General features: G+C 60.8%; 13 protein-coding genes. 8 read left to right on the forward strand and 5 right to left on the reverse strand.

The window, feature by feature from the left end:
• Positions 1-151: 151 nt before the first annotated feature.
• The 4 genes from HXO69_RS00295 to HXO69_RS00310 all read left to right on the forward strand — a co-directional run bounded on the left by HXO69_RS00295 (position 152) and on the right by HXO69_RS00310 (position 9,812).
• Positions 152-5,041 carry an NAD-glutamate dehydrogenase gene (locus HXO69_RS00295; RefSeq protein ID WP_296544615.1) on the forward strand — a complete coding sequence of 1,630 codons (4,890 nt, stop codon included), beginning with the start codon at positions 152-154 and terminating at the stop codon, positions 5,039-5,041.
• Positions 5,042-5,521: 480 nt separating this feature from the next.
• Positions 5,522-6,877, forward strand: a complete 1,356-nt coding sequence (locus HXO69_RS00300) for a hypothetical protein (RefSeq protein ID WP_296544617.1) — start codon at positions 5,522-5,524, stop codon at positions 6,875-6,877.
• A 33-nt stretch (positions 6,878-6,910) separates the two neighbouring features.
• Complete coding sequence (gene pelF, locus HXO69_RS00305; protein ID WP_294640043.1) at positions 6,911-8,626, forward strand: GT4 family glycosyltransferase PelF; 1,716 nt, start codon at positions 6,911-6,913, stop codon at positions 8,624-8,626.
• Positions 8,616-9,812 (forward strand): putative glycoside hydrolase family 15 protein, encoded by a 1,197-nt coding sequence (locus tag HXO69_RS00310; protein WP_296544620.1) that lies wholly within the window; start codon positions 8,616-8,618, stop codon positions 9,810-9,812. The genes pelF and HXO69_RS00310 overlap by 11 nt, the downstream gene beginning before the upstream one ends.
• A gap of 147 nt (positions 9,813-9,959) precedes the next feature.
• Here the strand turns inward: HXO69_RS00310 and HXO69_RS00315 are convergent, their stop codons facing one another.
• The gene (locus HXO69_RS00315; RefSeq protein ID WP_070832407.1) at positions 9,960-11,396 is read right to left on the reverse strand and encodes a glyceraldehyde-3-phosphate dehydrogenase; all 1,437 of its coding nucleotides are present in this window, start codon (positions 11,394-11,396) and stop codon (positions 9,960-9,962) included.
• Between the two features lie 287 nt (positions 11,397-11,683).
• Here HXO69_RS00315 and HXO69_RS00320 point away from each other — a divergent pair, with 287 nt between their 5' ends.
• The 4 genes from HXO69_RS00320 (at position 11,684) to HXO69_RS00335 (ending at position 15,839) form a co-directional block, all read left to right on the forward strand.
• Complete coding sequence (locus tag HXO69_RS00320; RefSeq protein WP_296544622.1) at positions 11,684-12,619, forward strand: carbohydrate kinase; 936 nt, start codon at positions 11,684-11,686, stop codon at positions 12,617-12,619.
• A gap of 83 nt (positions 12,620-12,702) precedes the next feature.
• Positions 12,703-13,248: a YbhB/YbcL family Raf kinase inhibitor-like protein gene (locus HXO69_RS00325; RefSeq protein WP_296544624.1), complete on the forward strand. Its 546-nt coding sequence runs from the start codon at positions 12,703-12,705 to the stop codon at positions 13,246-13,248.
• A 68-nt stretch (positions 13,249-13,316) separates the two neighbouring features.
• On the forward strand, positions 13,317-14,129 hold the full coding sequence (locus HXO69_RS00330) for an HAD-IIB family hydrolase (protein WP_049340113.1): 813 nt from the start codon (positions 13,317-13,319) through the stop codon (positions 14,127-14,129).
• A 192-nt stretch (positions 14,130-14,321) separates the two neighbouring features.
• Positions 14,322-15,839 (forward strand): ATP-binding protein, encoded by a 1,518-nt coding sequence (locus tag HXO69_RS00335; RefSeq protein WP_296544625.1) that lies wholly within the window; start codon positions 14,322-14,324, stop codon positions 15,837-15,839.
• 111 nt (positions 15,840-15,950) lie between these two features.
• Here the strand turns inward: HXO69_RS00335 and HXO69_RS00340 are convergent, their stop codons facing one another.
• The 4 genes from HXO69_RS00340 to HXO69_RS00355 all read right to left on the reverse strand — a co-directional run bounded on the left by HXO69_RS00340 (position 15,951) and on the right by HXO69_RS00355 (position 20,630).
• Positions 15,951-17,285 (reverse strand): uracil-xanthine permease family protein, encoded by a 1,335-nt coding sequence (locus HXO69_RS00340; protein ID WP_296544627.1) that lies wholly within the window; start codon positions 17,283-17,285, stop codon positions 15,951-15,953.
• A 255-nt stretch (positions 17,286-17,540) separates the two neighbouring features.
• Positions 17,541-18,626 carry an acyl-CoA dehydrogenase family protein gene (locus HXO69_RS00345; RefSeq protein ID WP_296544630.1) on the reverse strand — a complete coding sequence of 362 codons (1,086 nt, stop codon included), beginning with the start codon at positions 18,624-18,626 and terminating at the stop codon, positions 17,541-17,543.
• A 30-nt stretch (positions 18,627-18,656) separates the two neighbouring features.
• A complete protein-coding gene (locus tag HXO69_RS00350) occupies positions 18,657-19,181 on the reverse strand; it encodes a DUF4242 domain-containing protein (RefSeq protein ID WP_005507939.1) in 525 nt (174 codons plus the stop codon).
• A 258-nt stretch (positions 19,182-19,439) separates the two neighbouring features.
• Positions 19,440-20,630, reverse strand: a complete 1,191-nt coding sequence (locus HXO69_RS00355) for a Fic family protein (RefSeq protein ID WP_296544632.1) — start codon at positions 20,628-20,630, stop codon at positions 19,440-19,442.
• Between the last annotated feature and the right edge of the window lie 280 nt (positions 20,631-20,910).

Genomic DNA, 20,910 nt, shown 5'->3' on the forward strand with positions numbered 1-20,910 from the left:
TAATTTCTACGCCCACAAGAGCGATATGTCTGACAGAAACACCTCAAAGGTATAAGCTTGGTATAAGTGCTCGCGCGCCACGGCGCGCACATGAGACCACACAGACACCGTCACAGTGAAGTGATACCGATATTCGGAGGATAGATTGTCAATGACTGACAAGGCTATGGCACACTTCGCTGGCGCCGATGCATGGGTCGAGCAGTATTTCCTGAACAGCCCCGAAGATGAGCGTGAAGAGTTCACCCCGGCAGAGTTAGAGGATTTGGCTCGCACCCACCGTGCGCTGGCTCAAATCCGCCTGCCCAAGACCCCTGTCGTTGCCGCACGCAACGACGAGTACAACACCACCCTGTACGTCGCGACCGACGACATGCCGCACATCGTCAGCTCCCTGACCGCATGCCTTGCCGCGCACTTTGGTGGTTTCGTCACCATTCTTCACCCCACCTTCCTCGCTGAACGCGGCCCGGACGGTACCCTCCTGAGCCTGCGCGGCACCGGCATGCGCGGCAACCTCGCCAGTGGCGATACCGCCACTCTTGGCGTGCCCTCCCTCAAGCTTAGCGAGAACGCCCCGGCGGGTACCACTGTCGCTATTGAAGCCTGGATTGCGGTTCGCCTGACCCGCTACCTCACTGAGGAAGAGCAGCGCCGCTGCGAGAAGGAAGTTGAGCGCGTCCTCGCTGATGTTCGCGCCTGCCACACCGACCTGGATGCCATGGTCGCCCGCGTTTTCGACCTGGCGCAGTCCATGTACGACCTGCGCGGCGCAACCCTGGGTCACGGCGAGGAATCCTACGCCGCTAACCCGCGCGGTGTGGAGCCTGCCTCCCGTGTGGAGGTGGCACAGGACTTCCTGCGCTGGCTGACCCGCGGCAACTTCGTGTTTATGGGCGTTAAGGAGCGCGTGCTGGACGGCACCTCCGGCGCTATTTCTCTGGTGGACCGCCCCGGTTCGGCGCTCGGTATTCTGCGCACCACGGAGGGTAAGAGCCGCATCCCCCTTTCGGGCGAGACCCTGGAGCGTGCCCTGTTCCCGCGCCCCCTGTACATCACGAAGGCGAATTCCCGCTCCACCGTAGCACGGAACGACTACCTGGACTACATTGGTGTGCGCCGCTTCGACCTGAACGGCCGCGTGATTGGTGAGTACGTCATTCTGGGTCTGTTCACCCGTCAGTCGTACGCACTGCCCGCTATTGAGACTCCGCTGGTGCGTGAGCGTATCGCGATGGTGCGCCGCCGCCTCGGCTACCACCCCGGTTCTTACTCTGACAAGGCGCTTCTGGGTGCCTTGGAAGATTACCCGCGCCTGGAGCTGTTGCACGCTTCCGCTAATGACCTGACCGATACGTTCGGCGGCATCATGGGCCTGGAGGAGCGCCGCAAGACCCGCCTGTTCCTGCGCGCCGACCAGTTCAACCGGTTTATTTCCGCCGTGGTGTACCTGCCTCGGGATCGTTACAACACGAACGTGTGCTCCCGTATTCAGCGGGTGTTCCAACAGGAATTTGATTTTAGTGCCATCGACCATGAGGTGTACCTGTCCTCCTCATCGCTGGCGCGTCTATTTTTCCGCATTCGGCTCACCAACCCCAATGATGTGCCGAAGACGGATCATCAAGCTCTCGAAAAGCGACTGCAAGAAGCCGCCCGCTCCTGGGTGGAAGCAACCGCAGCTGCTATTGAGGCATGGAAACCCGGAGCGGCAGGCCGCCGACTCGCATCAGCCTGGGCAGATGCGACTAGTGCAGCCTACCGAGCCGATTACACAGTAGAACAAGCAATCGAGGATATCGTGATTCTTGAATCTCTCTCGGGCCAGAAGCCCGCCGCAATCAAGGTTGAAGCCGGCGAAGCCAACACCACCCGACTGAAGACCTACCTGTCCGCACCTCACACCCTCACCGAGCTGCTGCCGGTTATGCAGAATATGGGTCTGGTCGTTGTTGATCAGAAGCCTTACGAGTTCAAGCCTGAGGATGGCGAAGACTACGGCTACCTCTACGACTTTGGGGTTCAGTTCCCCGAGGGCGTGGATGCAAACGCTGTGGCTTCCCTTTACGAGGATGCCCTGAACGCCTACCTGCTCGGTGAGCGCGAGTCCGATACCCTGGACCGCCTGATCCTGGCTGAGGGCCTGACCTGGCAGGAAGTACGCCTGTTCCGTGCCCTGAACCACTACCTGATTCAGCTGGGCCTGGGCTACACCCCGTCCTTCATGTCGAACACCCTGCTCGCTAACCCGGCCATCACCAAGCACCTGGTCGAGTTCTTCGAGGTCAGCTTCGACCCGAACAACGGCCTGAACGATGAGCAGCGCAACGCACGCCGCGAGGAAATCGAAGCAGCACTGGCTGAGGAACTGAACCAGATCCCCACCCTGGACGCTGACCGCTACCTGCGTTCCCTCGGCAAGGTCATCCGCGCTATCCTGCGCACCAACGCATACCTGGCTGACCGTCCCGCACTCGCGTTCAAAGTGGCACCGCAGGAGATTGACTTCGCACCCCTGCCCCGCCCCAAGTTCGAGATTTTCGTCTACTCCCCGCGCGTTGAGGGTGTTCACCTGCGCTTCGGTAGCGTTGCACGTGGTGGCCTGCGCTGGTCCGACCGCCGTGACGACTTCCGCACCGAGGTGCTCGGCCTGGTCAAGGCACAGATGGTGAAGAACGCCGTCATTATCCCCACCGGCGCGAAGGGTGGCTTCTACCCCAAGCAGCTGCCCGACCCCGCAGTGGATCGTGACGCATGGATCACCGAGGGCCGCGAGTCCTACAAGGTCTTCATCGGCTCCCTGCTGGACGTTACCGACAACCTCGCAGTTGGCAATGACGGCTCCGAGACTGTTGTCCGCCCCGAGGGCGTTATCGCACGCGACGCTGACGACTACTACCTGGTGGTTGCAGCGGATAAGGGCACCGCAGCATTCTCCGACACCGCAAACGCAATCAGCCTGGAGCGCGGCTTCTGGCTGGGTGACGCGTTCGCATCCGGCGGCTCCGTCGGCTACGACCACAAGGCAATGGGCATCACCGCACGCGGTGCATGGGAGTCCGTCAAGCGTCACTTCGCTGAGCTCGGCCACGACGCTCAGACCGAAGAGTTCACCGCAGTTGGTATCGGCGACATGTCCGGTGACGTGTTCGGTAACGGTCTGCTCCGCTCCAAGGCAACCCGCCTGGTTGCAGCATTCGACCACCGCGACATCTTCCTGGACCCGAACCCCGACGCAGCCGTCTCCTTCGACGAGCGTCAGCGCCTGTACGATCTGCCCCGTTCCTCGTGGCAGGACTACAACCGCGACCTGATTTCCGCCGGTGGTGGCGTGTACTCTCGCGGTCTGAAGTCCATCGAGATCACCCCCGAGGTGCGCGAGGTCCTGGGCCTGGACGAGTCCGTTACCGAGCTGGCACCGACCGAGCTGATTTCCGCAATCCTGAAGGCACCGGTCGACCTGATTTACAACGGCGGTATCGGTACCTACGTGAAGGCCTCCACCGAGACCAACGCACAGGTGGGCGACAAGGCTAACGACGCACTGCGCGTCAACGGCAAGGACCTTCGCGCCAAGATTGTTGGCGAGGGTGGTAACCTCGGCTTCACCCAGCTGGGCCGTATCGAGGCTGCGCTCAACGGCGTTATCCTCAACACCGACGCAATCGACAACTCCGCAGGTGTGGAAACCAGTGACCGCGAGGTCAACATCAAGATTCTGGTGGACCGCCTCGTGGCACACGGCGAGCTGCCCGTTGAAGAGCGTGCTTCCTTCATCGAGTCCCTGCAGGACGAGGTCGGCGGCAAGGTCCTCGAGACCAACGTCGAGCAGAACGTCCTGCTGCAGGGCGAGTTCCACGGTTCCTTCCTGGGCACCAACCTGTACAAGCGCCTCATGCACGACCTGGAAGAGCACGCCGGTCTGAACCGTGCCGTCGAGTTCCTGCCCACCGACGAGGAGCTGGATGCACGCCTGGAGACCACCGGCGACCGCCTGACCCGCCCCGAGCTGTCCGTCCTGGCTGCGTACGTGAAGATTTACCTCACCCACGCACTGGAGCAGACCGACTTCGCGGACGACCCCTACCTGGAAGGCGTTCTGCGCAGCTACTTCCCGGCAGCACTGGTCGAGCGCTTCGGTCAGCACCTGGACTCGCACCCGCTGCGTAAGGAAATCATCTGCACCCGCGTCGCCAACGAGCTGGTGAACATCGGCGGTATCACCTTCGCATACCGCGTGATGGAGGAGTTCAACGTCGGTATCGATTCCGTCGCACGCGCCTTCATCGTGGCTCGTGAGCTCTTCGAGCTGGGCACCGCAGCTAAGCTGCACCGCGAACTGCCCCCGAAGACCCCGCTGGATGCATGGTTCACCGTTCTGCGCGACAACCAGCGCGTTCTGGACCGTGCGGTCCGCTGGTTCATCACCGAGCGCGGCGTCGTTGCTGGCACCAGCATCTCCGAGCTGCTGGAGACCTTCGGTTCCGTCGTCGAGATGCGCCACAACCTGCCCGAGTACCTCTCCGGCACCTCCCGTGCTCGCGTCCGTGCAAAGCGCGACGCAGGCGAGGCATGGGGCCTGCCCGAGGAACTCATCGTCATCTGGATCCGCGGCTTCGAGGGCTACGCCCTGCTGGACGTTATCCGTTCGGCACGCGACCACGACTTCGAGGCAGCTTCGCTGGCACCGGTCTACTTCGCAACCTACGACCGCTTCAAGGTGGACGAGCTGCTCGGCCTCATCACCGACCTGCCCCGTAGCGACCGCTGGGAGATCCTGGCACGTCAGGCAATGCGCGGTAGCCTCTACGAGACTGCGGCAGAACTGGCACTGTCCGTGGCAGAGGGCGCTAAGGGTGACTTCTCCACCGTGGACGGTGCACAGCAGGCGCTGGCTACCTGGATTGAAGAGCACCCGACCCGCGTCGGCAACATCGACCGCATCCTGAAGGAGATTGGCGAGGCCGCTCTGGACGTCACCGGTCACCCGCGCTTGGCTGTTGTTTCCGTGGCACTGCGTACTCTCTCGAGCGCATCCTAATCAGCTAAGACCCGTTAGGGTCCCCGCTTAGAGCATCCCGGTTCCCTCCCGGTTGGGGAGGGGCCGGGATGCTTTTGCGCAGGGACACATGGTGCGTGCACAGGTAGTGCGGGGGGCCTTGGTCGGGTGAACCTTGTGCCGGTGTGCCAGCGCGTCAGTACCTCGCGTGGTGCACCCAATTCAAGGTTGTTGCACCCTACGCATATTACGCAGAACACTACTCTCACTAGGCGTTTTGTGTTTTGGCGTGATGCACATTATGGGGGTGTGTCCTAAATCCCTCCAAATATCAAGTAGAGGGTTAAGGAAACCAAAGGTTTTAGTTGATATATGCCGTATATTGATTCACGGCGGCATCAGCGCAAGCCATGGGGACCCGGCACTTCTCGGCATGACGAGTCTTCCCTATGGAACGTCACACGGTGCTGTTCAAACACACTGCCCCTAATCTTTACGATTATCGACTGAAAGTCTGCAAGATTGTCTACCAACCACGGTACTGAGGAAAAAAGCAACAGCGCATGGCGCCTCCTCATTAACTTTCTGCTTTACGTCTCTCCGGTCGCCCTGCTGACCACCGTCTTCCCCATGGTCACCCCGACCATTAACCGGTACAACCTCGATGGTGTACCCCTGATCCAGGTGATTCTGGCGGCGTCCATTACCGTTCCTTGGCTCAGTCAAGCAGCTTGCCTGCCCCTTTACCGTGCTATCCAGATGGAGCACAAGAAGATTGCGGACGCCCGCGAAGGCCTGCGTATTCACGCTGAAACCCTTGAGCACCAGCTCAAGCGCGCCGAAGCACGAGCCGTACGCGCACGCATGTCCGAACCGCAGTTCCAGGACATTACCGACCTGACCGCGTTCACCCGCAACTGGCTCTACCTCTTCTTCATGACCATGCCGCTGGTGCTGCTCTTCGCAATTCCGGTCGCCCTCGTCCTTCACTGGAGCCCGACTGCATTCGGTGCGTTCTTTGTCCTGGGCGTTCTCAACATTGCGTTCGCGCAGCTGCTGGTCATCCCGAACCTCGCGAAGAACCGCATTATCTGGTTCATCGCGTGGCTTGGCTACACTCTTGCCCTGTACTGCTACCCCGTCATCTGGTTCCTGCCGCCGCTGGTTGGTTCGCTCATCCTGCTTGTGAGCCTCGGTAAGGACCTGGTGCACCTGCTGCACTTCGCGCGCATCCCGCTCAAGGACATTGCGCTCGACGCCCTGCGCGGCTTCTTCACCGGCTCCATCATCTGGGCTGATAAGTACATGCTCTTCCTGGTCACCGGCGGTGAAATCAACGTCGTGGCAATCTACCTGAGCCTGATCCCCTGCGTTATCGCCTACAACTACTTCTTCGTGGTGGAGGCAGACCGCGTCAACGCAAGCATCCAGCACCTGTGGACCATCTTCGACCGCCTGCCCTACAAGGGTGTTCAGGCGGAGTCTTCGAAGGCTCTGCGCACCTCTAACCACGCTATCCGCAACTCCCTGCTGATTTACATCGCCAGCGCTATCGTCACCGGCATCCTGATGTTCATCTTCCTGCCGCAGTCCTACCCGCTGGCGCTCTCCGGCCTGGTCGTGGCGTTCCTCTTCGTTGCAGTGGCACTGCTGATCTATCAGATCGAGTACATGACCATGTACATCACCGTGCAGCTGCTCTCCGCAGCGCACCTGGTGCTGCTCTTCATCTCCTTCATGATCCTGCCCAACGAGACCGGCTACCTGCCCATCATCGTGGGCGAGACAGTGCTCGCCTTCGCATGCTACCGCCTCTACCGTCAGGCGTGGGCTGCACCCGAGTACTCCCTCTTCTGGCGTCGAGCCCTCGCCTGGTAAGAACCGCACGGTCCGCGAAAGATACACACGACAATGACTGAACAGATGTACCGAAACCACTACGCGCCGCTGCAGCTTCCGGCTCCCGGCCCCCACTACAGCGACCCCGAATACCCGGACGTTGACGTCGCCATCATCATGGAATCCACCTACCCCTACCTCAAGGGTGGTGTGTCCGCGGTGGTGCACGATATCGTCTGCGAAAACCCGGATCTGACCTACGGCATTATTCACATCGCCTGGGATAAGAACTCCCCCCACGAAGACCTCTACGGCATGCCCGAGAACGTCAAGTGGGTCAAGGTGCTGTACCTGAGCCTGGAAGTCAACCGCGACGCCTTCGCGGAAGCCTGCGACCCCTCCGCACTGCGCATGAACTTTGCGGAGCGTCAGGCGCTCACCAACCGCCTCATGGACGGCTTCAGCGCCCTCATCGCCGGCGACGTGAACCCCCTATGGAAGCTCTACGACGAGGGCATCAACCCCGCAACCCGTAGCTACAACCTCTTCGGCCTCTTCGGAACCCGCGAGTTCATGCAGGCGATTGCGGGCCTGGGCTTCTTCTCCGAGGTGCCCTTCGGTGAGCTCTTCTGGAAGGTGCGCGACTTCGTCTCCATCCTCTTTGCGATCCTGCACGAGCGGATGCCGCACGCCCGCGTCTACCACGCCCACACCACCGGCTACGCGGCACTCATCGCCGCCGCAGCCGCACGTGACCACGGCACCAGCTTCCTGCTGACCGAGCACAACCTGTACATTCGCGACACCGTGAACACCAAGCTCGAACGCAACATGGCGAAGCCCGTCACCACCGACTACGCCTTCCTCAACGAGGAGCGTGAGCACCCCGGCCTGGGCCCGGTCACCCTCGACGAGCGTGCCTGGTCCGTCTGGTTCGTCGAAATGGGACGCTTCTGCTACCCCAGCGCCGACATGGCAACCTACCTGTACCCCAAGGCTCTGGAAGAGGCACGCGGTATTGGCGCGCCCATCGACCAGATGAACGAGGGCGAGAAGGACCGCGCGATTATTCTGCCCAACGGCATGCTCATCGAGTCCGTGGCGGAAGCCTACTACGCCCGCCAGGCGGCGCGTGCCCGCATCCTCGCTGAGGGCCGCGGCCACGTGTGGCGCTTCGTGTTCATCGCCCGCGTGGTGCCCATTAAGGGCCTGACCGACCTGATTCGCTCCCTCGCGGTGCTGCGCGATCAGGGTCTGGTGAACTTCCACCTGGACGTGCTCGGCCCCAAGGACCACCTGCCCGAGTATTACGAACTGTGCCTGCGCACCATCGAAGAGCTCAACATGGGCGAGTACATCACCTTCCACGGCACCGTGAACGTGCGTGCGATGCTCGACCGCTTCGACCTGCTGCTCATGCCCAGCTACAATGAGGGTCAGCCGATTGTGGCGCTCGAGGCGATGGCTGCGTCCATCCCGCTGGTCAGCACCGACGTGGGCGGTATGTCCCAGCTCATCGACGATGTGCTGGTCGCCCCCGACGGCCACGAAATCGGTAACTGCGGTATCTTGACCATCCCCGGCGATATTCACGGCTTCGCGGCGGCGCTGCGCACCCTCATGGAGGAGCCCAGCATCTACGAACGCTACTGTGTGAACGCCTACGACCGTATCGTCAGCTTCTTCCAGCTGCGACTGGTCATGGACCGCTACAACACGATCTACCGCGAGCTGGGCAAGCTGCCCCCTCGCGCCCCCGAATTCGACCCGGAGTACGATGGCGAATAAACTCACCCGCTTGGGCGGACCCGGCAAATTTGGTGCCTGGGTCCGCTACGGCGGTAAGCCCATTACCCAGCAGCAGCTTGATTTTGCGGTCAAGAACTACTCTGTCGCAATCCTGCAGCCCTGGGAACTGGACGCGGCACGCTACCTGAAGAAGCGTGCACCTCAAATGGTGGTGCTGGCGTACAAGTGCCTGTCCTCCACCCGCTCTTATGAGCCCGGCCCGATTTATTCTTCGGGTGTCTCTTACCCGCTGGCGCAGTCGATGGCGAACTCCGGTAAGGATTTCTTCGCCCACCGCCTCAACGGTGACCGTATCGAGTGGAAGGGCTACCCCAAGCACTTCCAGATGCAGGTGTGGAACGCCGACTACCGTTGGCACTGGGTGGACGCTGTGGTGCGCGAAATGCGTAACTCACCCTTCGACGGGGTCATGGCGGATAACGACGTGGAGAACGACTACTACGACCTGAACTTGCCCATCCAGGGTGTGGAGTCTATGACGAAGATCCGTGAGCACCTGGATTTTCTGGTTGCGTATGCCGGTATTGAGCTGAATAAAATCGGCAAGATTCTGGTGCCCAATATTGCTGAGTCTCGTCTGCGTTACGGCAAGTGGGAGCGTCACAGCGCCTACGGTGGCGGCTTTGAGGAGGTGTGGCTCGGCTGGGGTCCGAACGACTACCTGTCTTCGCCGTACGCCGTGATGCAGGGTCGTGAGATTGCGAACGGCTCGGCGGGCGACGTGAACCTGGGTACTACTTTTGCGGGTCTGGGTGGCCGTAGCGCCGCCTCGCAGAAGAAGGTGACGATTCTGCGTACCCCGCTCAGCGACCGCAAGGCTGCTATTACCGGTACGGATGAGAACTTCCTGTACGGTTTGGCGGGCTTCTGGGTGTTCGGTGGAGGCGCCTTCACCGGCATCAGTGCAACCCACCACGACGCCTACGACGAGATCCCGCACGCCCCTGAGCTCTCCTACGACCTGGGCGATCCGGTCGGCGGCATTATTGCTCAGAAGACCGCTCAGACTCGTGCCTTTACGCGCGGTTGGGCTGCCCTGAACACCGGCTCGAAAGATGTGACCGTGAAGGTTCCCTCCGGTCTGGTGGATGCGGCGAACCGCCCGGTGCCCTTGAGCTTCACGCTGCGGGCGCATCAGGGTGTGGTGTACCGCCGTAAGACGTAATTTACCGCTCGCGTAGCTCTTCTGAGCTTCTGTGCGGCACCGCTTATCTGCGTAGATAACCTCATAAACAAACCCACCGGCAATATAGCCAAATGGCTATATATACCGGTGGGTTTGTTATATGTGTGCTAGATGAGCTGGGGTAGCTTACTTAGCGGGGTAGGAGGGCACGTCGTAGCCGCCCATGCGCTCCAGAACGCGAATCACCTGGCAGGAGTAACCGAACTCGTTGTCGTACCAGACGTAGACAATTGCGGAGTCATCGGTCACCACGGTAGCCAGCGAGTCCACAACACCTGCGGTGCGGGAACCCACGAAGTCGGTGGAAACAGCCTCGGGGGAATCCGAGTAGCCCACCTGGCGGCGCAGCTCGCCGTCGATGGACTCGCGGCGGAACAGCTCGTTCAGTTCCTCAGCGGAACCTGCGGGCTTGGTCAGCTTCACGTTCAGGATCGCCATGGAGACGTCCGGGGTGGGAACGCGGATAGCGTTACCGGTCAGCTTGCCTTCCAGCTGCGGCAGAGCCTTAGAAACAGCCTTCGCTGCACCGGTCTCGGTGATGACCATGTTCAGCACAGCGGAGCGACCGCGGCGGTCACCCTTGTGGAAGTTGTCGATCAGGTTCTGATCGTTGGTGAATGCGTGAACGGTCTCAACGTGGCCGCGCTCAACACCGTATGCGTCATCCAGAACCTTCAGTGCCGGAGTAATCGCGTTGGTGGTGCAGGATGCTGCGGAGAGGATCTTGTCCTCATCGGTGATGACGTTGTCGTTCACGCCGAACACGATGTTCTTCATGTCGCCCTTACCGGGAGCGGTCAGCAGAACACGAGAAATGCCGGGGCGGTTCAGGTGCTGCTCAAGGCCCGGAACGTCGCGCCAGCGGCCGGTGTTGTCCACCAGCAGAGCGTCCTTGATGCCGTACTCGGTGTAGTCGACAGTGGTCGGGTCAGAGGAGTAAATGAAGCGAACCGGAACACCGTTAGCGATGATGGTGCTGTTCTCTTCGTCTACCTCAATAACGCCCTTGAACGGGCCGTGAACAGAGTCGCGCTCCAGCAGGGATGCGCGCTTGACCAGGTCCTTATCGCCGTTCTTACGCACCACAACAGCGCGCAGGTTCAGGCCAGAACCCAGCGGCGAGGAGGAACGCTCCAGCAGAATACGAGCCAGCAGGCGACCAATACGACCGAAGCCGTACAGCACAACGTCCTGCTCCTTCGGCTGGTCACCCTGGTGGTTCACAGAGGAACCCAGCTGCTCGGGCAGCCACATGGACAGCTCGGGGGAGCCCGCCTCGTGGTGTGCCTTGTGCAGGGCAGCAATGTTAATCGAGCAAGCGCCCAGGTTCAGCTCAGTCAGAGCACGAACCAGCTCGAGGGAGTGCGCGGGGTTCAGGGGCGCACCATCGATGTGGGATACGAAATCGTGCAGCTTCAGCAACTCAATGACAGACTTGTTGACCAGGCTGCGGCCGTGAATGCTCAGCACCACGCCGTTCTCGCGGTGCAGCTTACCGATGAGGGGGATCAGCTCCTCTGCGGTAGCCTCACGGTTAACCCAGGTAGCGGTTGCAGTCGTCACGTATGACCTTCTTCCTAACTTCGTCGTTGGAGGGTAGGCGCGACGATGCTGTCGCGTCAATACCGTGCCGGGCGTTAAGACCCGGCGTCGGTTTAAGTCTAACCCGTGTGAACCCCTCCAGACCCTCAAAATTAGCGATATTGAGGCTAAAAGTCAGAAGAGACAGAAGGCAGTTTGTGAACCCACACGGCAAGCCAACACAAGCCCTCAGAAGGGAAAGCAAAACCACTTTAAATACCCACAAAAACACACGCCACGAGGGCGCAAACATGAGTAGAATTGAAACCATGTTGACTGTAATCGGTGAAGCACTCGTAGACGTCGTCCACCAGCACGACGGAGAAACCCGCGCCTACCCCGGCGGATCGCCCATGAACGTAGCCGTCGGCGCGCGCCGCCTCGGCCACTCCACCAACTTCGTCGGCCACTACGGCCCCGACGCCTACGGCAAGAGCATTGACGCACACCTGGAAGCATCCCAGGTGACCCTGCCCTTCGAGCACAGTGCCGAGCGCACCTCCGTCGCCCAGGCAACCATCGGCGCCGACGGCGCGGCAGAGTACGAATTCGACATCACCTGGTCCCTCGACTCCGTCGCCGAGAAGCTCACCGAACTGGCACGCACCTCCGATGCAGTACACACCGGCTCCATCGCCGCCATGCTTGAACCCGGCGCGCACGTGGTCGCCGCAGCCTTTGAAGCCGCCCGCGACAGCGCCCTGCTCAGCTACGACCCGAACTGCCGCCCCACCCTCATCCACAACGTTGACGAGGGCCGCGCATGGGCTGAAAAGTTCGTCTCCCTCTCCACCGTCGTGAAGGCATCCGACGAGGACCTGCAGTGGCTCTACCCCGAGCGCTCCCTCGACGACACCGCCCGCGCGTGGCTCGACCTCGGCGCAGAGCTGATGGTCATCACCCGCGGCGAAGACGGTCCCATCGCCTTCACCAAGAAGTACCCCGAGGGCATCAGCCAGCCCGCACACCGCGTTGAGGTTGCGGACACCGTCGGTGCCGGTGACTCCCTCATGGCGGCGCTCATTGCGGGTCTGCTCGACCGCGGCATTGCCGGTCCCGAGGCGCGCGCTAAGGTTGCCGCACTGACCGCAGAAGACATTGCCGACCTGCTGCGTTTCTCCGCAACCGCAGCCGGTATCACCGTCTCCCGCGCGGGCGCTAACCCGCCCACCCGCGAAGAACTCGACGCCGTACTCAACGGCTAAAAAATCCACGCCTCGCCGGCGGATAGCTCACTCTGTCCGCCGGCGTCGCCATACCCACCCGCACCCCACTGACGAGGAGCACCATGACCAACATCGGCACCGCGCCCCTGCCCCGCGAACCCTACGCGGGGATGCCCGAACTGCCCGAATTTACCCTGACCTCCACCGACATTCAGGACGGCGGCACCGCCCCCGAATGGATGCGCTCCGCACTCTTCGGCATTGCAGGCGGTCAGGACCGCTCCCCGCAGCTGTCCTGGAGCGGATTCCCCGAAGGCACCAAGTCCTTCGTGCTGACCTGCTTCGATCCGGATGCGCCGGTCCCCAGCGGCTTCTGGCACTGGACCGTCTCCAACATTCCTGCCGAGGTGACCAGCATTGACACCGGCGCGGATGCACCCGCCGGCGCCCTGACGCACCGCAACGACGCCGGCGTGGTGGGCTTCCTGGGTGCTGCGCCTCCGGCTGGTCACGGCCCGCACCGCTACATCTTCTGCGTCACCGCCGTGGACGTGGAGAAGCTCGACATTGACGAGAACGCTACCCCCGCCGTCGTGAACTTCAACCTGCTCGGCCACGGCCTGGGCCGCGCGTTCCTGACCGTCACCTACGCGGAACCGGCAGCCTAACACGTAGCCCTAACCAGCCTCGCGCTTTAACCCGCACCGACACCCCCACCACCGAAGGCAAACACTGCATGATTAAACTCATCGCCAGCGACCTGGACGGCACCCTCATCGGGCACGATTTCCGATTCCGTCCACGGACCTTGCGCGCCCTTGAGGCCGCCCGCGCCGCCGGGATTGACATCGTCTTCGTCACCGGTCGCCCGAGCCGCTGGCTCACGCCCCTGCGCGAGCAGACCGACTTCGACTCCTACGCCATCTGTTCCAACGGTGCCGTGGTGTACCACCTGGGCGCGAACGAGGTGGAAGAAGTCAACGGCGCTGACCCTGCGGTGATTGCCCGTACTCACGAGCTGCTGGAGCCCATGTTCCCCGACGCCACCTACACCCTCGAAACCGTGGATACCGTCTACATTCAGGGCCCGCACGAGGGCGGTGAGGTGCTTGAGGGCGCCCGCGTGGTGGAGGCGAAAATCGCCGAGGCGCTCGAACGTATTGGTTCAACCCCGGTCATTAAGTACCTGATTCGTGTGCCCGGCATGGACCCGGATATTCTGCAGGCACGCGTGCATCAGGCGGTGGGTTCGCTGGTGTCGGTGACCCGAGGCGTGGTCGGTGAGCCGCTCATCGAGATGGGCTCTAAGACCGTGAATAAGGGGCGGATTCTGGAGAAGTTCGCGGCACGCCATGGCATTGAGGCGCACGAGGTGATGGCGTTTGGTGACATGCCGAATGACGCTGAGATGCTTTGCTGGGCGGGGGAGGGCTTCGCCATGGCGTCGGGTCAGCCGGCGCTCATTGCGAAGGTGGGGCGTACCTGCCCACCCTTCGATGAGGACGGTGTAGCGCAGACGATTGAGGCGATGCTCGCCGAACGGTCCTAGCCGCCTAGCACTAGCTATCCAGCACGAGCCATCCAGCGCTAGCGGCTAGGTGAGCCTCTGCAGACATAACGTAGACATAACTTAGACATAAACTTTTATGTCTACACATAAAAAATTTGAGTCTAGACATAAAAATTTATGTCTAGACTCAAATTTTTGTGTCTGATTTGTGTCTAGACTAAAATTTTTTGTATGAACAACGTGGAATGGACCCCCGAATGGCTTGCTGAAACCATCAAACTACTGCGCACCCACGGTAGCGATACGCAGTTTATTGAGGTTAAAAAAGCCCACGGAGGCTACCCGGGAAGCCTAGACGCAACCCTGAGTAGCTTCTCCAATAGTTCCACGGGCGGAATCATTATCTGCGGCCTCGACGAGAATAATGACTTTGCACCTGTAGGCGTATACGACCCTGCAGACCTAGAAAAAACCCTCGGCAACAAGCTCCGCAGGGGCCTCAAGCCGCCGAACACCATGGAATCCGGCACCATCCTCTACGAAGACGCCAAAATCTTTGTTGCCGCAGTCCCTCCGCTGCCTCCCTACGAACGCCCCGCCTACATTGGCGGTAAAGCGTACGTGCGTTCTGGCGACGGTGACCACGAAATGAGCCGCCACGAAACCGACCTGATGGTGGCTCAGCGGACACGCACCGGATTCGATGAGGAGCCGGTAGAATACACCTCCCTGGCTGACCTAGACGAAGGCCTCAAAACTGCTTATCTGCGAGACGTCCGCGCTAAATCACGCCGCCTCGCCGGAAGTTCCGATGAAGAAGTCCTCCGCCGCAAGGGAATTATTGCCCTCGGAACCGATAATCTTTCCCTTGCGGGCTTGTACGCCTTGGGTTCTTACCCCCAAGAGTTCAGGCCCTCGCTCAAAGTTACCGGAGTCGTCATCGACCCAAGCGGTAAAGCCCGCAACCTCGACAAATTCGAGGCGGACGGCCCCATCCCCGCCATGCTCGAAGAGACTCTGGCATGGGTCAAACGGAACCTGGCACACCCGGTTGTCGAGCTGTCTAACGGGCACCTCATCAACGGGCAGGAAGTACCCGATATTGCCCTTCGCGAGATTCTGTCGAATGCCCTCGTACACCGCAGCCTCAACCCCAAAGCAGATACCGAAGAGGTGCGCGTCAGAATTTTCCCTGACCGAATCTCTGTAGAGAACCCCGGCGGTCTATACGGAATCACTCTCCAGCGTCTGCAAGAGTACGGCGAACGCTCCCGCGTGAATGACCGCCTGTATGACGTCTGCACGCATGTAACAACCCCCGAAGACGGATACCGAGTCATCGAAGGTGAGGGTAGTGGTATCTACACTGCCCAGGAGGCGGTGCGTCAGGCAGGGCTGAAACCCATCCAATTCGTTGATGGGGTCATTCGTTTTACCGCGATTATCAGCAGGGAGCCTCTGGCTGGTGCTCGTGCCACCGATGTTGGTTCACCGCAGCAGAAGTCGGAAGTAGACCCGCGCCAATCGTCACCTACGGTTCCTAGTAACCGTCAGGAGGCGGTGCTCTTGGGTCTGCGCTCGCTACGCCACCCCGCCGGTATCGAGGACATCATGGGTGCTCTTCCCGGGCCTTTTGCTGAGCTGCAGAAGCCGCAGATCCGGTACGTCCTCACGAAGCTCCTTCAAGAGGGCGTGATCGTGCGTGAAGGCGGTCGAGGCAACCGCAACACCGTGTACCGGCTGGCCTAACCGAATATCGGGCTAACATACAAAAGCGGCCCGGATGGAATCCAATCCATCCGGGCCGCTTTTCTACAGCCTACGCATCAGGAGCATCACTCCCAACGGGCGGTGAAGAACTTAGTGTCCCTCAGTGCTCTTCTCAGGGTCGAAGGGCTCCAGCGGGTCGCCAGCAGCCTTCGTGTACTTCGCGATGAAGGTCATCAGGTGGAAGATAATCAGGGTCGCAGCGGTACCCAGAGCAATACCGGCGAAGGTCATCCCATCGAAGGTCCAGGTGTAGTCCGCGATACCCACAATCAGCGCCACAGCGGCGGTGGTCAGGTTAATCTGGTTCGAGAAGTTCACGCGGTTCTCGCTCCAAATACGAACGCCGAGCATACCAATCATGCCGTACAGAACGGTTGCGGCACCGCCCAGAACACCCGCGGGAACAGATGCAATAGCCGCGCCGAAGCCCGGGAAGAGCGACAGGACAATCGCGAAGATAGCAGCCACCCAGTACGCCGCGGTGGAGTACACCTTGGTTGCAGCCATAACACCGATGTTCTCAGCGTAGGTGGTAGTACCCGAACCGCCACCGAAACCGGCGATGGTGGTTGCCAAGCCGTCCGCCATGAGAGCGCGACCGGAGTAGTCGTCCAGGTTTTCGCCGCTCATCTGAGCCACAGACTTCACGTGGCCGATGTTCTCAGCGACGAGCACCAGAATCACGGGGATGAACAGGCCTGCGAGCTCCCAGTGGAACTCGGGGGTCTGGAACTGCGGTAGGCCAATGAAGCCCTGAGCCTGAACGGTCTTCTCGATCTCTTCGAATTTCACCTCGCCGCGAATCACGGCGGTAATGTAGCCAATACCCACACCCAGCAGGATGGACAGGCGACCAATAATGCCCTTGAAGAGCACCGAAATCAGGATGATGGAGCACAGGGTCACCAGCGCGGTCACCGGTGCCACCATGAAGTTGTCCTTAGCGCTCTTCGCCAGGTTGAAGCCAATCAGCGCCACAATCGAACCGGTTACAACCGGGGGCATGAGCTTGGTCAGCCAGCCGGTGCCAGCGAACTGAACAATCAGACCGACCAGGAACAGCGCCACACCCGCCATGACGATACCGCCGAGGGCACCAGCGGGGCCGTGTGAGTTCATGGCAGCCGCCAGGGGCGCAATGAACGCGAAGGAGGAGCCCAGGTAGGAGGGGACGCGTCCGCGGGTAATCAGCAGGAACAGGACCGTACCGATACCCGAGAAGAACAGGGTGGTTGCCGGCGGGAAGCCGGTAATAATCGGCACGAGGAAGGTCGCGCCGAACATTGCGACCACGTGCTGCGCGCCGATACCGATGGTAATCGGCCATGCGAGGCGCTCGTTCGGGGCAACGAAGGAACCGGGCTTGATGCTGCGGCCGTCGCCGTGGATCGACCAGTCAAAGCCGAGAAGCTTAGAGATGCTCAAAGGGAGCTCCTGAGGTGAATGTGGTGGTGTATAAAATTCCACATCATTCTACGCGTATACAAGCGTGGGCCACAGCTAAACGGCTGTAAATATGAGCAGGGATACGTTGAGCGGTGCATATATTCTCTTATCGTGGGCTCTATATCGCGTATATAGCCCAGAAAGCATCAATACCCTGTATATGCAATTTATTGCATATACAGGGTATTGATGAAAAGAGCGAATAAAAACACTCGCTACACACAGCTCAGTGGCTTAGAGAGCGTCACGCAGGTTCTCCAAGTGATCGTAACGCGCCAGTTCGTAACGCAGGTGACCCTCGGTCGGGGACTGAACCGGCAGGAACGTCGCCTCACGCAGGCGGCGAGCCGTCGGGGAATCAGCCACGTAACCGGCGCCTCCAACAACCTGCAGCTCAAAGTGAGTAGCAATAGTTGCAAAGTGCGAAACACCCAGACGCAGGCTCAGCAGGTCACGACGCTCAGCACGCTCCGGCTCAGACGCCAGGCGAACCAGTTCCTCACGCAGGCTCTGGTATTCAGTCAGAATCAGCGGGAACTCAGGACGGAAAACACCCTGGGAAACGTCCAGGTGCTTAGCAGCCTCCTGCAGGGCGCCAGCGGCAAGACCCAGGCAGAACGACGACTGAACCAGCAGGAACGGCGCGGTCACATCGTGCAGGAACGCCTCAATGTTGTCGCTCAGAATGTCCTCGCTCGGAACGAAAACGTCCTCGAACTTCAGGGTGCCGGACTCGGTGCCGTTCAGCGCCAGCAGGTTGCGGTGGTAGTCAATGCTCAGACCATTGACGTCCTGGCGAACCGTCACGATGTAGCGGTTCGGGTGGCTCTCCGGGGCGTTCTGCACAGCCACCGGAAGAACAATCACACCGCCCGGGTACAGGTTCGACGCCCACGACACGGAACCGTTCAGCTTCAGGCCGCCCTCAACGAGAGTGCCCTCAACCTTGATCGGTGCCAGGCCCGAAGCCTCCTTGTAGGCCGCCGCCATGGCGGTGGTACCGCTGACGGTCGCATCCGCCAGGCCGGCGGGCAGCTCGCGACCCACAGCGTCAAAGAACGCGATGGTGGAGCGGTGAGCCCACAGGGAGAACGCCGTCGAGGCATCCTCGGTGGCGAGGTCGAACGCTACCGAAACCTGGGGGACCAGAGAACCGCCGTCACGGCCCAGGGTAATCAGGCCGTCCTTAGCGATTTCGCGCAGGTTTTCGAAGGGGGAACGCTCGCCACGGTCAACCGCGTTAGCGTGGGTTCGGGCGAGTGCGAGCACCTGCTCGCGCTGGGGGTAGTCGTAGAGGGGTTCGAGAGTGAACTCGGACATGGGGTTTCTCCTAAGAGGGGAGCATCGCGTCTATGCGTGCAGCTTGAACAGTCGGTCAATGGGGGTGCTGACGGCCTTACGGGCGCGAACAACAGCTTCTTCGTCGGGTGCGTCGTAGAAGCAGAGGCACTTGGCGGTGTCTTCGCGAACGTAGGTGCGCAGGAAGGAAACCTCGGGTACTTCAGCGTACTTGGGGGCGTTTGCCTTCTTGCGGGTCAGGTACTGTTCCATAGTAATCTCTGCGGGGATGTCCCACTCAACCAGGTAGTCTGCGTCCTTCTTGAGCTTCTTGATGTCTTCGAGCTCTGCGCCGACCAGGCGGACTGCGTCGGGGCCTGCGACGGCTGCGCGCTCACCGATTGCTGCGGCGAGGTCGGGGCCGAATGCGGTGTTCTCGGATTCGACGATGACGAAGACGATCTTGTGGTCTGCGGAGACCTGGGTTTCGATGAGCTCGGCGCCGTTGGTCAGGGACGAGTTGACGGTCTCGATGAGCGCGGTTGCTTCGTCCTTGGACGGCTGTGCGGGGGTCAGTTCTACCAGGTAAAGTGCCATGATTTTCTCCTCGGCTAAGGGTTGAAGGGTCGTGCCGGAAGGGGTTTTCCGACTCGTTCTGGAATCACCTTAGACCTGTGGTTGAGGGGTGTCTAGTAGATTTCTGTTCGTGGCTTAATGCGTCCCTTTTTGACCCTGTGTGTCGTCATGCGCGTTCACGTGGAGACATAAGGAGACATAAATCGTCACAGTTCCGCGCGCGGGAACCCGCCTACGGCCGCAGAATTTTCGCGGGGGTTATCGAACCCGATGGCGCATCTATCCGCGTCGTCCTGCTCGTGCCGCAAAGTCGTCGAGGGCGCGGTTGAGAGCGGGGACAGTCCACACTTTTTGCCCCTGAACTTTGACGCGTTCTTCACGCAGAATATGCAGCTCCACCATGCGGTTGAGGAGGCGATACACACTAGCTCGGGACCCCTGCGTGTGCTCCTCCACCATGTGCGCGGTGAAGGCGGGCTCGGTGCAGCACAGGTCAGTGAGGGAACGCAGGAGAGGGGTTTTACGCCGGGCAATGGACAGCACCTCATCGCGTAGGGTTTCAATGTCTTGCGCCAGGAGTTCTGCGTTGGTGATTGCCTTCTGCGCGGCGTCGATGAAGAGCTCGATGATGGGCTCAGCATCGCCTGCACGGTAGTCGGTGAGCGCCTGAATGTACCCTTCGGTATCGTGCAGCAGCCCGGAGGAGACGGGCAGAATCACGTGGCGAGTGACGCCGCAGGCGAGCAGGAGCGCGGAGATGAGGGCTCGTCCGGTTCTGCCGTTGCCGTCGGTGAAAGGGTGGATCGTTTCAAATTGGGCGTGCGCGATAGCCGCCTGTGCGAGGGGGTCAATATCGCGGCGGTTCATGAAGGCTACAAGGTCTTCGAGGGCGGCAGGAACCCGCTCGTGATGCGGTGCCACATAGTCGGCGGCGACGGGTGAATCACCCTTAATCCACACCCACTGGGTGCGGAGTACGCCGGAGTCCTGCTGCAGGCCGCGGGTCAGTTCGCGGTGCATCGCGAGGATATTATCGACGCTAATGTTCTCTGCGGTGTTCAAGGCTGCACGCATGGCGTGAACATTGCGCGCCACCAGCTCGGCGTTAACGCCGACCTTCGACCCGCTTGCACCCAGGACAGCTAGCGAGAGCCTGCGTGCGCTAACGGTAAGGTTTTCAATCTGTGAGCTGGAGGCGGATTCGCCGCGCAGAAGAACTGCCGAGAAGGGGATGCCGCCGATGTGGTGGAGTCGCTCATCGAAGCGGGTCATTGCGGTGGCGTTCTCTTGGAGGCGCACTCGCAGTGCGGGGCTGAGTTCGACGTTGAGTGCGGCAATGGAGGCGGGTACGGCGCTGGAGAAGGGGCCGGAGTTGCGGCGCGTTGCGCGTCGGGAGGCGAGGGCGTCGCGGTGAACCCAGGGGGTTTGCGGCTCCCATGTGAGGGCGGGCCAGGTGATGGCTGAGGGCATGGTTCCTCCTCCCTCCTCCTCTTCATCGGTGTCGTCTTGCTGGTCGTATGGGGGGTCTTAATAAGACAATACACTTCGATTTTCTTATTAAGGCGCTTAATAAGAAAATCCGCGCGGATTGTCTCATTAAGGAAAAGGCCCCGAACGCCCCTCCTGAACCCCCCTCGACATTCCGGGGCTCCGACTGCCGGGAGCATACACCGGGGCATACACTGGAGCATGTACCAGGGCGTATAGTAAGGGCCCCGAACCCTTGGTAATTCAAGGATTCTGGGCCCTC

This window comes from Rothia sp. (in: high G+C Gram-positive bacteria) (assembly GCF_015265375.1).
Lineage (GTDB): Bacteria > Actinomycetota > Actinomycetes > Actinomycetales > Micrococcaceae > Rothia.

Coding starts and splice junctions, on each gene's coding strand:
- HXO69_RS00310 (WP_296544620.1), top strand. CDS start 8,616: ATGGCGAATAAACTCACCCGCTTGGGCGGACCCGGCAAATTTGGTGCC.
- HXO69_RS00295 (WP_296544615.1), top strand. CDS start 152: ATGACTGACAAGGCTATGGCACACTTCGCTGGCGCCGATGCATGGGTC.
- HXO69_RS00330 (WP_049340113.1), top strand. CDS start 13,317: ATGATTAAACTCATCGCCAGCGACCTGGACGGCACCCTCATCGGGCAC.
- pelF (WP_294640043.1), top strand. CDS start 6,911: ATGACTGAACAGATGTACCGAAACCACTACGCGCCGCTGCAGCTTCCG.
- HXO69_RS00355 (WP_296544632.1), bottom strand. CDS start 20,630: ATGCCCTCAGCCATCACCTGGCCCGCCCTCACATGGGAGCCGCAAACC.
- HXO69_RS00350 (WP_005507939.1), bottom strand. CDS start 19,181: ATGGCACTTTACCTGGTAGAACTGACCCCCGCACAGCCGTCCAAGGAC.
- HXO69_RS00320 (WP_296544622.1), top strand. CDS start 11,684: ATGTTGACTGTAATCGGTGAAGCACTCGTAGACGTCGTCCACCAGCAC.
- HXO69_RS00335 (WP_296544625.1), top strand. CDS start 14,322: ATGAACAACGTGGAATGGACCCCCGAATGGCTTGCTGAAACCATCAAA.
- HXO69_RS00345 (WP_296544630.1), bottom strand. CDS start 18,626: ATGTCCGAGTTCACTCTCGAACCCCTCTACGACTACCCCCAGCGCGAG.
- HXO69_RS00325 (WP_296544624.1), top strand. CDS start 12,703: ATGACCAACATCGGCACCGCGCCCCTGCCCCGCGAACCCTACGCGGGG.